The sequence below is a fragment of the Pseudomonas sp. P7548 genome (assembly GCF_013386585.1).
GTDB lineage: Bacteria > Pseudomonadota > Gammaproteobacteria > Pseudomonadales > Pseudomonadaceae > Aquipseudomonas.
Genome location: NZ_JACARO010000071.1, coordinates 1 through 13,463, shown reverse-complemented (window position 1 = coordinate 13,463; position 13,463 = coordinate 1). Strand labels below are relative to the sequence as shown.

Annotated in this window: 12 protein-coding genes and 2 pseudogenes; 5 read left to right on the top strand and 9 right to left on the bottom strand. The window is 61.4% G+C overall.

Annotation, left to right across the window (positions count from 1 at the left end; all coding sequences use genetic code 11):
• Positions 1-86: 86 nt before the first annotated feature.
• The 4 genes from queD (at position 87) to codA (ending at position 2,890) form a co-directional block, all read left to right on the top strand.
• Complete coding sequence (queD, locus tag HX803_RS24965; protein ID WP_003190259.1) at positions 87-443, top strand: 6-carboxytetrahydropterin synthase QueD; 357 nt, start codon at positions 87-89, stop codon at positions 441-443.
• Between the two features lie 92 nt (positions 444-535).
• Positions 536-976: an N-acetyltransferase gene (locus HX803_RS24960; protein WP_178924325.1), complete on the top strand. Its 441-nt coding sequence runs from the start codon at positions 536-538 to the stop codon at positions 974-976.
• 8 nt (positions 977-984) lie between these two features.
• Complete coding sequence (locus HX803_RS24955) at positions 985-1,608, top strand: NUDIX hydrolase (protein WP_178924323.1); 624 nt, start codon at positions 985-987, stop codon at positions 1,606-1,608.
• A 46-nt stretch (positions 1,609-1,654) separates the two neighbouring features.
• Complete coding sequence (gene codA / locus HX803_RS24950; protein WP_178924321.1) at positions 1,655-2,890, top strand: cytosine deaminase; 1,236 nt, start codon at positions 1,655-1,657, stop codon at positions 2,888-2,890.
• A gap of 17 nt (positions 2,891-2,907) precedes the next feature.
• Here codA and HX803_RS24945 read toward each other — a convergent pair whose 3' ends face one another.
• Positions 2,908-3,894 carry a diaminopimelate epimerase gene (locus HX803_RS24945; RefSeq protein WP_178924319.1) on the bottom strand — a complete coding sequence of 329 codons (987 nt, stop codon included), beginning with the start codon at positions 3,892-3,894 and terminating at the stop codon, positions 2,908-2,910.
• Between the two features lie 356 nt (positions 3,895-4,250).
• On the opposite strand from HX803_RS24945, the pseudogene HX803_RS24940 reads away from it, so the two are divergent.
• Positions 4,251-5,358, top strand: a pseudogene (locus tag HX803_RS24940) (MFS transporter).
• A 6-nt stretch (positions 5,359-5,364) separates the two neighbouring features.
• Here the strand turns inward: HX803_RS24940 and HX803_RS24935 are convergent.
• The 8 genes and pseudogenes from HX803_RS24935 to HX803_RS33210 all read right to left on the bottom strand — a co-directional run.
• Positions 5,365-5,997, bottom strand: coding sequence for a type III secretion effector protein (locus HX803_RS24935; RefSeq protein ID WP_256732934.1), 633 nt, complete (start codon positions 5,995-5,997; stop codon positions 5,365-5,367).
• Between the two features lie 478 nt (positions 5,998-6,475).
• Positions 6,476-6,649 carry a type III secretion effector protein gene (locus HX803_RS24930; RefSeq protein WP_178924317.1) on the bottom strand — a complete coding sequence of 58 codons (174 nt, stop codon included), beginning with the start codon at positions 6,647-6,649 and terminating at the stop codon, positions 6,476-6,478.
• A gap of 304 nt (positions 6,650-6,953) precedes the next feature.
• On the bottom strand, positions 6,954-9,359 hold the full coding sequence (locus HX803_RS24925) for a TonB-dependent receptor (protein WP_178924316.1): 2,406 nt from the start codon (positions 9,357-9,359) through the stop codon (positions 6,954-6,956).
• A 97-nt stretch (positions 9,360-9,456) separates the two neighbouring features.
• Positions 9,457-10,410, bottom strand: coding sequence for a FecR domain-containing protein (locus tag HX803_RS24920; protein ID WP_372339945.1), 954 nt, complete (start codon positions 10,408-10,410; stop codon positions 9,457-9,459).
• Between the two features lie 29 nt (positions 10,411-10,439).
• Positions 10,440-10,940, bottom strand: a complete 501-nt coding sequence (locus tag HX803_RS24915) for a sigma-70 family RNA polymerase sigma factor (RefSeq protein ID WP_176999320.1) — start codon at positions 10,938-10,940, stop codon at positions 10,440-10,442.
• Positions 10,941-11,116: 176 nt separating this feature from the next.
• Positions 11,117-12,109: an alpha/beta hydrolase gene (locus tag HX803_RS24910; RefSeq protein ID WP_178924314.1), complete on the bottom strand. Its 993-nt coding sequence runs from the start codon at positions 12,107-12,109 to the stop codon at positions 11,117-11,119.
• Positions 12,110-12,130: 21 nt separating this feature from the next.
• Complete coding sequence (locus HX803_RS32855; protein ID WP_256732935.1) at positions 12,131-12,751, bottom strand: MFS transporter; 621 nt, start codon at positions 12,749-12,751, stop codon at positions 12,131-12,133.
• Between the two features lie 103 nt (positions 12,752-12,854).
• Positions 12,855-13,457 (bottom strand): annotated as a pseudogene (locus HX803_RS33210) (MFS transporter); the annotation flags it as partial.
• Positions 13,458-13,463 lie beyond the last annotated feature (6 nt).

Sequence of the window (13,463 nt, the reverse complement as noted above, 5' to 3'; positions counted from 1 at the left end):
GGCGCCTACAGAGGGACGGTATGCGCGGTGTGGGATCAAGCTGTTAAACTCGCCGCCTGCCAGACACCGACCGAGCTGAAAACACTGTGGAAATCTTCAAGGAATTTACATTCGAATCCGCCCACCGCCTGCCCCACGTACCGGAAGGCCACAAATGCGGGCGCCTGCATGGGCATTCGTTCAAGGTGGCGATCCACCTGAGCGGCGACCTGGATCCCCATACCGGCTGGATTCGCGACTTCTCGGAGATCAAGGCGATTTTCAAGCCGCTCTACGAGCGCCTCGACCACAATTACCTCAACGACATTCCCGGCCTGGAAAACCCGACCAGCGAAGTGCTGGCCAAGTGGATCTGGAATGAGCTCAAGCCCCTGCTGCCGGAACTCAGTGCAATCCGCATCCACGAGACCTGCACCAGCGGTTGCATCTACCGCGGCGAGTAAGCCACCGGCTGCTGAAAAACCACCTTCGGGTGGTTTTTTTATGTCCGGCTCCCGTACAGTCATGGCCTCCAGCCCACTCGGAGCACGCTGTCATGATGCGCCCTGCCAACGCCCATGATGTGGCCGCCATCGAAGCCATCGTTGAAGCCGCCTACTCGCCTTACATCACGCGTATCGGCCGCCAACCCGGTCCGATGCTGGAAAACTATCAGGCGCTTGTCGCGGCGGGAGGCGTACACGTGTTGGACAATGCCGGGCAGGTACAGGGCTTCATTATCCTGCTGGATGCTCCCGACGCACTGTTGCTGGACAACCTGGCTGTCGCCCCGCAAGCCCAGGGCCTGGGGTTGGGACGCCACCTGATGGACTTTGCCGAACACCAGGCGCGCGACGCCGGCTACTCGGCTATCCGGCTCTATACCAACGTGGCAATGACTGAAAACATTGCCCTGTACACCCGTCGTGGTTACATCGAGACCCATCGGGCCGAAGCACACGGCCTGCATCGGGTGTACATGCGCAAAACCCTTTAGGAGCATCCATGGAAAACACCTGGCTGGCCCAGGCCAAACGCTTGCAGGCGTTGGCCTCCACGGGACTGCATTTTTGCACCGACGATTTCGAGCGCGAGCGCCTGGAGGAAATCGCCGAGATTGCCCACAGCATGCTGGCGCAACTGGGCAACGTACCCCTGGAACGTATCACCGGGTTGGTGCCGGACTTTGCCAAGCGCTATTCCACCCCGATGATCGACGTGCGGGGCGCGGTGATCGAAGGCGACCGGATCCTGCTGGTGCGCGAATTGACCGATGGCTGCTGGGCATTGCCGGGCGGTTATGCCGATATCGGCCTGTCGGCGGCGGAAAACATCGTCAAGGAGATCCGTGAAGAGGCCGGGCTGACCGTCACCGCACGGGCGCTGTACAGCGTCACCCACAAGGCCAAGGGCTTGTATCGCCCGGATGTGCGGGACTTCTACAAGCTGTATTTCCTGTGTGAGCGTGTCGATCAACTGGCCCCCATGGCCGGGTTCGAAACCACCGAAGTGGGCTTTTTCAGCCTGGATGACCTGCCGCCGCTGTCCCGAGGGCGCACCATCGAAAGCGACCTGGAAGCCGCGTTTGCCTTTCATCGCGGCGAGACCTCCCAGACACTGTTCGACTGACCCACATTGAACGCCTGATTGCTTTTTGCCCAAGAGGAACTTGACCATGCACATCATCAACGCCCGCCTGCGCCACCGTGAAGGCCTGCATGATCTGCACCTGGAACATGGCCGGATCGCCAGCATCACCGCGCAAACCTCGGCGCCCGTACTGGCGGACGATGACCTGGACGCCGCCGGCAACCTGGTGATCCCGCCCTTCGTTGAACCCCACATCCACCTCGATGCCACCCTCACGGCTGGCGAACCGCGCTGGAACATGAGCGGCACGCTGTTCGAAGGCATCGAGTGCTGGGGCGAGCGCAAAGCCACCATCACCCAGGCAGACACCAAGGCTCGCGCCAAGAAGACCATCGAGGCCCTGGCGGCCCACGGTATCCAGCATGTACGCACCCACGTCGATGTGACCGATCCGGACCTCACCGCGCTCAAGGCCATGCTGGAAGTGCGCGAAGAAAGCACGCACCTGATCGACCTGCAAATTGTCGCCTTCCCCCAGGAAGGCATCGAGTCCTACCGCAATGGCCGGGAACTGATGGAGGAAGCCATCCGACTGGGCGCCGATGTGGTCGGCGGCATCCCCCATTTTGAATACACCCGCGACCAGGGCGTAAGCTCGGTGAAATTCCTGATGGACTTGGCCGAGCGCACCGGTTGCCTGGTGGATGTGCACTGCGACGAAACCGACGACCCACACTCGCGCTTTCTCGAAGTGCTCGCCGAAGAGGCCCGCAGCCGTGGCATGGGCGCGCGCGTCACCGCCAGCCATACGACCGCGATGGGCTCTTACGACAATGCCTACTGCGCCAAGCTGTTCCGCCTGCTGGGGCATTCGGGCATCAGCTTTGTTTCCTGCCCCACCGAAAGCATCCACCTGCAGGGCCGCTTCGACAGTTTCCCGAAACGCCGGGGCGTCACCCGCGTCAACGAACTGCTGGAAGCGGGCATGAACGTCTGCTTCGGCCAGGACTCCATCGTCGACCCTTGGTACCCGCTGGGCAACGGCAATATCCTGCGCGTGCTTGAAGCCGGTCTGCACATCTGCCACATGCTCGGCTATCGCACCCTGCAAAGCGCACTGGACCTGGTCACCGACAACAGCGCAAAGGCCATGGCCTTGGGCGACCGTTACGGTCTTGAGCCAGGGCGCCCGGCGAACCTGCTGATCCTGTCGGCAGACAGCGACTACGAGGTGATCCGCAGCCAGGGCCTGGCGCTGTATTCGATCCGCCAGGGCAAAGTGCTGATGAAGCGGCAGCCGGCGCAGGTGACGTTTTTATAACGCGCCTGGATGCTGTTTCAGGTTTGTGGCCGTGCCGTGCCAAACAGGCTGACGCTCAGCAAGGTGTCGCCCTGTGTCAGCAATCGCACAGGCGCCGTACCGCCCGGCATCACCACAGCGACTTCGCCACCGGCCACCCACCCCGCTCGCCACGCCGCGCAGGCCACGGCGCTGGCGCTGGTTCCCGAAGAGGCCGTGGGCCCTTCCCCGCGTTCGAATACCCGCGCCAGTACCTGATTGCCCTGTCCACGGGCCGCCCACTGCAAATTGACCCCCGCGACACACGGAACGCCACCGCCCGCCGGTGGCGCGAATGCAATGGCTTTCAAGGGTTCAAACAACGCAGGTTGATGCATTCGGGCATTATCTGGCAGCAGCGCGGCGTCTTGAACCAACGTGACGCAATGCGGGTTGCCCACACGCACGAACTGGCTGCACGACCATTGCGGCTCAAGCGCCGTCAGTGAGGCCACCTGGCTGAATTCACGGTTCGCTGTTTTCACGCTGTCCACGCCACGGGCACCGACTGCCTGCGGCCCGAACTCGGGCAAACCCAGTGCCAGCCAGAACCCCGTCACGTGCTCGTAGACCGCAGGCTCCACCCGGGTGATGACCGGCGATTGCGCATCAGCTTTATCGTGATGCACCCGCAACTCACACCCTTGGCTCAGCAAGCCCTGGTCGGTCAGGGCCTGGGCGAAGATGGTCAGGCCATTGCCGCTGCGCTCGGCGAGGGAGCCGTCGGTGTTGACGATCAGCACATCGAACGGTGCCTCGGCCTGGAACGGCCCGACCAATAGCCCATCGCACCGGTGGGCCTTGGCATCCGCAGGGCGTGGCAATAAGCCCCAGCCACATTCGGCTGCGATGGCTGAAGCCGCCCACGCCTGGCGGCCATTCGCAGCTTCGGCGGCGCTATCAGGGATGTTGATGCCTTGGCGTCTTAATAGGGCCGGGCTGATCACGCCATAGATATTGCCGCGGGCATCGTAGAAGTGGGTCATAGCGTGATTCCCCAGCAGTCGCTGACTTTTGAAAAAGAAATAAGCCACGCGATTGTGTGGGAAACCGTCGGTTGAAACTACCTGCTGAGTTCAGTCGAGAAGTGGCCTGGAAGGTGGTCCCCCTTGCGAGAACTCTGGGGTTCATCAGTGCTCACAAAGATTACGCCCCCTCCAGGCCACGTCTGACAAAGCCTGTGTGGTTGGCAGAGCGCCTCACGTTCCATGTTTGTAAAAATAATATTCATGAGTGTCACGTCGATCCTGCTCATCAGGGAACCCGGCTCGCTCGATGCGGCCTGATGTGCAAGGATGTCGCGCCGGACATCGTTCTTTGAACGCAAAACCAAGGATTCTTCATGACTGCCATCCCCACCCCAGCGCCCGTGGTTCCCGGGCGGCTGGAACAAATGTCGACCCGCATCGCTTTCTTTATCGCAGGTTTCGGTATCGCCGCGTGGGCGCCACTGGTGCCCTATGCCAAGGCACGCGCGCAACTCAACGAGGGCACGCTGGGCCTCCTGCTGTTATGCCTGGGGGTGGGTTCGATCATCGCCATGCCGGTGGCGGGTGCCTTGGCCTCGCGCTACGGCTGCCGACGCGTGCTGACCGCAGGAACGATTCTGATCTGCGTGGCGCTGCCGATGTTGGCGACCGTCAGTTCGGTTCCCTGGCTGATGGCCGGTTTATTCCTGTTTGGCGCGGGCCTGGGCACCGTGGATTCCACAGTCAACCTGCAAGCGGTGATCGTTGAGCGCGCCAGCGGCAAGACCATGATGTCGGGCTTTCACGGGCTGTTCAGCCTGGGTGGCATCGTCGGTGCGGCAGGAGTGGCCGGGTTGCTGGGGCTTGGCCTTTCCCCCTTGCAGGCAACTCTTGTAGTGATCGCGGTGATGGCGGTGGCCTTGCTCAAGGCCGGGCCGCACCTGTTGCCCTACGGCAGTGAGAGCTCGGGACCGGCCTTTGCGATTCCCCATGGCGTGGTGCTGTTTATCGGCTGCCTGTGCTTCATCGTGTTTCTGGCTGAAGGCGCCGTGCTTGACTGGAGCGCGGTGTTCCTCAGTGCCGAACGTGGCCTGGATGAAGCTTATGCGGGCCTGGGCTATGCCGCCTTCGCCCTGACCATGACAGCCGGGCGCCTGATGGGCGATGCCATCGTGCACCGGCTGGGCGCCACCCGCGTGATCGTGATCGGTGGCGCACTGGCCACCGNNGCTGGGCTATGCGCTGGTGGGCGCCGGCTGCTCGAACATCGTACCGGTGCTGTACACCGCAGTGGGCAAACAAAAGGTCATGCCGGAGCATATCGCGGTGCCAGCCATCACGACCCTGGGGTATGCCGGCATCCTGGCTGGGCCCGCCGTGATCGGCTTTATCGCCCATGGCAGCAGCCTGAGCACGGCCTTTGTGCTGATCGCAGTGTTGCTGGCAGCGGTGGCGATCAGTGGCAAGATCCTCAAGGTGTAGGCTCCGTCACCTCGCTTTGTGAGCCTCATCCTGCTCCAACCAGCGATCGAGGCTCTTGTTGCTCAGCCAGCCTTCCTGGTGGGGCGGGCCGAACAGCCGAGCACCATTGGCACGCTCCAGTGAACGCAATAACCCCGGGCGCTCGATGATGTTCTTCGCGGTGTAGACACACAACTCACTGTACTTCGGCCGGGGCATGCCAGTAGACGGGTCCAGCACGGCCTCGCCTCTTTGATCGACGTCGTAAGGGTCCTGCATGACCCTCTTGAGCGTGACGATTTCCACGAATTGGTGGGGCTCGAAAAAATAGCTACGGTCCTTGGACTTATCCCTCAACTGCTCGAACAGACCTTGAAACGCCTGGACCACCTGGGCATTGCCCTGGGCATGGAACGGATCCTGGCTGTACACACTTGGAGAGCTGTTACCCGGCAACGCGCTGGCGGCGGCCCGCAGGCTGTCACGGGTGATGTCACCCTCGCTGCTCAGGATTGCATCATTCAACCGGGGGCGCTGGAGTATTTCCCGGGCCACCGGGATCACCCGGTCCAATGCCTCGCTTTCACCCATGCGCTGGGCGGCGAGGAGCTGCAGTGACGAGCAGGTCAAGCGTCCGTCCTTCAGGAAGGGATGCAACATGTCATAGCCTTTCTCAAGGGCTGCGGCCAATTGACTGTCCGTCGATGTTGCTCCGGGTTGCGAAAAGGTCGTGCGCGCAGCAGGAGGGTTTTGCAACGCGCGCCGATGTAACCCCGACAGCGCTCCACGCAACAACAGAGGCCTGCGAGACGCTGACCCCTGTGGAAGGTCTTGAGCCTGGGCCGTGCCCGGGGCCCCGCTCCACGCGTCCGAGTGGGCCGTGGGGGGAGGCGCGGCCGGCCGTGCAGCCGATCCGTCCAAGATCGTCTGCCATGCGTGAGGTAATGCGCCCTCGATAGTCATGCGGTTTCTCCAACTTGTCTCAAATGCATACTTGCTCGATGAATGCCACCGTAGTGGCCAGGCTCAACGCGTTGACCCCATCAGCCGGCTGCAAGTATGTGGCTGGATAAACCCGGCAGTTCCAGTTCGCACACGAATACCAATTTCAGCATGTAAAAACCCGGTGAGTGCAGGATCAGTCCGCCTTCTGCTTGTGCCACCAGGCGACCAGGCCGTTGATCAGCGCAGTGCCGGTGCGTTTCGAAGATTGACTGCGGGGAGCTGGAGGTTGCCCACTGGCCAGCATGCCGCGGGAAAAGTCATCGGCGACAGGCGCCTGGAATTTGCGCTGGCCAACGAAGGTCCTCATTCGATGGACTTGGGCGGCATGGTCATCTGACAGCATCGGCGATGCCAGCCCGACTGCATTGTCGTCGGGCGCTGGCGGTTCAGCTTCACCCACACCGCGCAAAGGCTCGTGCCGCATGCTCTGCGAAGAATGAAACGAGGTAGACGTCATTGGTTGGCCCTGACTCGAGATCTGAATAACGCCCGGCTTGATCAAGCCGGCGGATGTGACCTATGTGGCAATTGGGCATAAACCGTTCCAGACACAAAAAACCGGCAAAAAAAATCGCAGCCCTGGGGCTGCGATTGTTCACGTCGACGGCAGGTCAGAACCCGACGCTGGCCTGCACGAAGAACGTGCGCGGCTCGCCCAGGTACAACCCGGCGTTGTTGTCGCTGGAACGGGTGTAGTGCTGCTGGTCGAAGACGTTTTTCACGCCCACACCCAGTTTCAGGTTCGACAGTTGCGCGCCAAAGTCATACCCGCTGCGCACATTGACCGAGACATAACCCGGGATATCGCCGTATTGGCCATCGGCAGTGCCCTGGGTGATGTAGGTGGTACCGGTGCCGGGCGCACGTTGGCCGGACTGGGCGAAGACGTCCAGGTTGTGGGTCCAGTGGTTCACGTCGTAACGCAGGCCCAGGGTCGCCACTTCACGGGAGTACAACGGCAGGTCGCGGCCCTTGAACGGCACGTCACCTTCGGAGGTGGCCTTGGTGTAGGTGAAACCGGCGCTGGCGGTCAGGCCCTCCAGGCGTGGGTCCAGGTTCGACAGGTCGTAGTGGGCCGAGGTCTCGATCCCCTGGTGCTTGGTGGCGCCCAGGTTGGTCCAGCCCACGTCGTTGCTGACGTATTGCAGTTCATCCGAGAAGTCGATGTAGAACAGCGTCACTTCGCCGCCCCAGACGCTGTCGTTGTAGCGCGTGCCGATCTCGTAGGTCTTGGCTTTCTCCGGGTTCAGGCCGTTGGCGGTCTGGTCGCCGGTGCCGCCCTGCCCCAGCTGGAAATACTGCAGGCTGCCAAACGAGGTTTCATAGTTGGCAAAAAGTTTCCAGGCATCGGAGACGTGGTACATCACGCTCAGGGCCGGCAGCGGTTCGTTGTTGTGGACCTCGCGACGTTTTTCCTGGGTGCGGGTGCCGTTCAGGGCCACCACCGGGCGGTCGTGCCATTCGGTGCGGATGTCTTCGAAGCGAATACCCGGGGTGATGGTCCACTTGCCGATATCAACTTTGTTGTCGATATAGAAGGCGTTGGCTTCGGTGCCACCGGTGCGGTCCTGGTAGACATGGCCATCGCTCTGACCGCCTGGCGTGGGCACATTGTTGACCAGGTTCAGGCTGCTGGCCTGCTCGTGCATGCCTTCCTTGAGGTAGCGATAACCCAGGCTGACTTCCTGGGTGCTGGGGCCCACGTCGAACACATGGGACACCCGCGGCTCGATGCCGAAGGTGTAGTAGGTGCGCGGGTAGGAGCCGATGGTTTTCAGGTCGCGGTTGGCGATGTTGCTGCCACGGAAACTGTCGGAGTAGTAGGTCAGCACTTCGGCCTGGGTACGGTCGTCGATCTGACGGATGTACTTGAAGGATACGTCTTTGCGGCGCCCGCTGAAGTTGTCCCAGTCACGCACCGATTGGTACGGGTTGGCGTCGAACTGCTTCTGGGTCAGGCCACCGGGCATGTCGGCGCTGGCGTCGTAGTAGTGGAAGTTGAGCGAGAAATCGTCTTGATCGGTCGGGGCCCAGTGGGTCTTGAAGATCACGTCGTCGATGTCGTTGGAGTTGTTGCTGCTGCGATAACCGTTGCCCTTCACACCGGAGTACAGCAACGCCGCGCCAATACCGTTGTCGGCCGTGCCGCCGACGAAGGCGTTTTCGATGTGCTTCCAGCCGCCGTGGGCCGAGGTTTGCAGGGTGGTGCCGACGTCGCCGGAGAATTTCTCGGGAATGGCACGGGTCACGAAGTTGATCACGCCACCGACGTTTTGTGGCCCATAACGCACGGAGCCGGCGCCACGCACCACGTCGATGCTGTCCAGGTTGCCGGCGGAAATCGGCGCCATCGACAGTTGCGGCTGGCCATAGGGGGCAAACGCGGCCGGTACGCCGTCAATCAGCACCGTGGAACGTGGTGACAGGCGCGACGTAAGACCACGCACACCGACATTGAGGGAAATATCGCTGCCACCGGTGCCGTTGGACTCTTGCACCTGCACACCCGGCACACGGCGCAACACGTCGCCGACGTTCATCGCGCCCTGCTCCACCATCGCCTCGCGACGGATCACGGTACGTGCGCCCGGGTGGTTCTGCACCACTTCGGCGTTGGCGTCACCCAGCCAGTCGCCGACCACCTTGATGTCGGTCACGCCCAGTTCCAGGGGCGAGCCAGCTTCACCGGTGCCCTTGCTCAGCGGGCGCAGGGTCACGGAGCCCGCATCGATCTGGTAGTCCAGGCCGCTGCCTTGCAGCAATTGGCGCAGGGCTTGCTCAGGGGAGAGGTTGCCGTCGACCGCAGGCGCCTGCTTGCCGGCAACCATGTCGGGGCTGAAGAACACTTGCAGGGAGGTCTGCTGGCCCAGTTGGCTCAGCGCCGCGCCCAAAGGTTGGGCGCGGATGTGAATGCCGTCATCGGCATAGGCTTCGGGCAGCGCGGCGCTGACGGCCAGTGCGAGGGCCAGGGGCGCCCAGCGGGAGACTTTATTGTTTTTCACGGCGAGTTTTTTCACGTCGAACCTAGTCCTGTGATCGCAAGAGTGTGCGGCTGTTAATGCAAACCAGTTGCAGTTGCAGGAGAAGACGAAGAACTCGGAAAAAACCTGAACGTCAGCGTGAAATAATTTCCTGGCTGCCATCCGGCAAGGTGCGCAAGGCCACCGGCAGGATGTGCGGCAAGGCTTTGAGCAAGGCGTCGGTGTCACTGGACTTGAACACGCTGGTCAAGCGCAGGTCTCTCACCGCGGCCGTGCTGACCCGCAATGGCTGCTCGCGATAGCGCGACACTTCCCGCGCCACTTCACCGAGGCTGGCGTTGTTGAACACCAGTTTGCCCGTGCGCCAGGCCGTCAGTTCGTCAGCGTTCACGGCGTACGCTGTGGCGACTTGCCCTTGTGCATCGATATGGGTGCCCCGGCCTGCCGTCAGCGTCACGCTCTGGTCCGCAGAACGCCCTTGTACCTTGACCGTGCCGGCCTCCACCACCACGCGGGTCTGGTCGTCATCACGGCGCACGTCAAACCGCGTGCCGGTGACCGTCACCTGCCCTGCCCCGGCCGCCACGATAAAGGGGCGACTGGTGTCATGTTCGACGCTGAACATTGCTTCGCCCTGTTTGAGCTCCACACCGCGCCGGCCCTTTTCATAGTGCACGGCGACCACGCTGCGGCTGTTGAGGTCCATCACCGAACCGTCGGGCAACGCCACCTGGCGGTGCTCGCCCAGGCGGGTGCTGAATTCGGCGCTGTAGGGTTTCGGGTGATCCAGGCCGCTGAACAGGCCCAGCCCCAGGGCGACAGCCACCACGCTCGCAGCCACTGCATAACGCAGGAGGGCACGGCGTTTGGGGCGCTCGGCCGGCGCATCGCACAGGGCTTGCAACCGGGCCTTGGGCAGCAGATCGGTGGCGCTCCACAGTCCTTGCAAGACATCGAATTCATATTGATGCGAGGGCTGCTCCGCGCGCCAGGCATCAAACCGTTGGCGCTCTTCACCGCTCAACGGGCCTTCTTGCAGGCGTACAAACCATTGCGCGGCTTCGTCGCGGGCACGGCTATCCATCATGGAAGGTCCTGTTTCAGGGCGAGCTGGGTTCATGGGGCGATCGCGTCCAGGCGGTCACGCAGATGCCGCAGGGTGCGGATCATATACTTTTCCACCATGTTCTTGGACAGGCCCAGGCGCACGGCGATTTCCTGCTGGGTGAGGCCCTCGATTTTCTGCCAGATGAAGATCTTGCGGCAGTTGAGCGGCAACTCGGCCAAGGCCCGCTCGATGGAGTCCGCCAACTGGATCGCGTGCATGAAATGCTCCGGGTCGCCACTGTGAGGCGAACTCTGCTCTAGGGCTTCCAGCGCCAGCGTCTCGCGACGGTCTTCGCGGCGGTAGGCGTCAACGGCGATATTGCGCGCCGTCTGATGCAGATAGGCGCGCGGTTGCTCAACCTCGGTCGAACGCGACTCAAGCACCCGCACAAAGGTGTCGTGGGCCAGGTCTTCGGCCTGCTGACGGTTTCTCAGGCGGCGCGTCCAGGTTCCGATCAACTCTTCGTAATGCTCGAAAAAGCCTGTTCTGCGGGGCGGCTGAGGAATCATCGCGGGTGCACTGGGAAGGCGGGACGTGAATAGTAATGCTTCCTATTAAGCGGGGCAATTGCTACCCGTCGTGTCCGTCGTTTATAGCTTCCCCAAATAGATGAATCAGGCGATATCCAGGCAATCGGTCTTCATCGTATGAAGCCAGATGCTGCCCTTTTCCTGCTGTTTGTTCGCTACGCGATACGGATCGCATGAGTCATTACGTCAAGCGCTTCGACAGCGGATGGACCGGGCCCGGAATGGGTGAACCCATGATCGCAACCCGCAAAATCCAAATGACGCACGTTAACCCCGGCCGCCGCGAGTCGCATTGCATAATATTGACCGCCTGCCCTTACCAAATCGTTCTGAGCAGTCAGAAGGAGCGTGGGTGAAAGCCCGCTGAAATCGTCGGCCAATACCGGAGATGCCAGGGCTGTGACACGGTCCGAAAGCCTTGGGAGGTAAAGGCTTTGAAAAAAACTCATCATCGACGGCGTCAGCACTGACCTATGCCCGGCCGGCGCCAGGGGCTCATTGATGTCCCATGAAAAATCCAGCCCTGGATAAACCAGCACTTGCAGGCGGGGGGCTAGATCCTTGCGCCCTTTAAACCGTTGGGTGACGGCCGCGACAATTGTGCCTCCCGCGCTAAACCCGCTGAGTGTGGGGTTGCCCGCGAGAAGCCCATGCGTATGCGGCGCGGTCATCATTCGCTCAATGACTTCGCAGGCTTGCATGATCGCAACGGGAAAAGGCGCTTCAGGCGCTATCGCATAGTGGACATTGATCACCGTACAGCAAGCGTTGACGGCAATGTGCCGACAGATCAAGTCGTCCTGCCGAGCAAAACCAACCACGAAACCACCACCGTGAAAATTGAAGTGCGCCGGCAGTTCGTCCTCCACTCCAAGGGGGCGATACTCCGTAATAGTCACGGTGCCATGGTGGGTTTCTATTTGCCTCTTCACTACGCGAGCGGGCAGTTTCCTGATGCCAATTTTGCCGCTGACGCTGACGAAAAAAGGCGCGACGCAACGCAGCAGCAACACCCTCACCCATCCGATCAAAGTGACGTGTTCGACCCCCTCTCTTGCAACTACCGTATTACCCTTCATCAGCCAAAAAACTGTACCTGATACGGTGGTGATCGCTGTACACACCCATGACAAAAGCCCCAGTGTCATTGCCCGCGCTCCGACTGGAATTCAATATTCAGGAACATCGACGCGCCCCTCTGCGACAGCAACCATTTCCGGCGACAGTGGTTTTTCCCTGAGCAGCCAGGCCAACACCAACGCAAGTGCCATTAAAATCAAAGCGCCATGAAACACGCTGTGAAATGCCGCGAGCCTCGCTTCGGCCGTTACAGCATGGGCCATGCCGGAAGTGAGCACCGCACCAAACAGCGCTGCGCCGGTAGCCCCACCGAGGGTTTTGAAGAAGTTCAGCGCACCCGTGGCGACACCCAGATCACTGTGGGCAACCGCGTTCTGACCCGCGACCACTACAACCTGAATGAAGAACCCAAGGCCGATGCCCAGCACCACGAGGAAAAGCACGATAAGCCATAGCGCCGTATCCACCTGCAATCGCCCCAGCAGGTAAAGCCCCGCCTCCGAAAGCAGTGCGCCCAGGATGGGGAAAATCCGGTAGCGACCGGTTCGAGAAATAACCGCACCCGTCAGCATCGTTGCGCCGATCAGGCCCAACAAAAGCGCAATGATGCTGCTTCCCGCGCCCAGCGCCGAGAGCCCGAACACGGTTTGCAGCATGAGGGGTACGAAGAGCATGCCGACAAACAGTATTGCCGTAGACAGGAAGAACAACGCCGCTGANNGCAAACAGCCTCAGCGGCGTGATGGGCTCCGCAGCCGAGCGCTCGACCTGCACGTACGTCCATAGCGCGATCACACTGACAGCCGCCAGCCCCAATGACGGCCATGAAGCCCAGCCAAACGCATGCCCCCCTTGCACCATCAGCAGCAGAAATGAACCGGTAAAAAGCGTCGCGAGGAGTGCGCCAGCGAGGTCCAACTGGTGCGCAATGGGGCGAACCGGCAACTGCAAGCGAACGGCGATCCAATAGAAGGCTAACCCGCCTACCGGAACGTTGATCAGAAATATCCAGGTCCAACCCCATTGATCCACAATGAGCCCGCCCAGCAGCGGTCCGACGATAATCGCCAACGCCGGGACAACCCCGAGCAGGGCCTGATACCGCGCCCGCTCGCGTGCCGGCACCAGATCGCCGACAACCGCCATGACCAAGGAACTGAGCCCCCCTGCTCCGATGCCTTGAAACGCACGAAAACCGATCAACCACAGCAGGGTGGGGGCAAGCGCGCACAACACCGACCCCAAAACAAATAATGCGATTGCAACCTGGAGTACTTTTTTACGGCCTTTCATGTCGCCCAGTTTGCCGAAGATCAGCGTACTGACCGCGCTTGTCAGCAAGAAGGCCGTGGCAACCCATGACACGTTGCTGCTGTCATGCAGGTCCTCTCCCATACGGGCCAGCGCGGTGGCAATGATGGT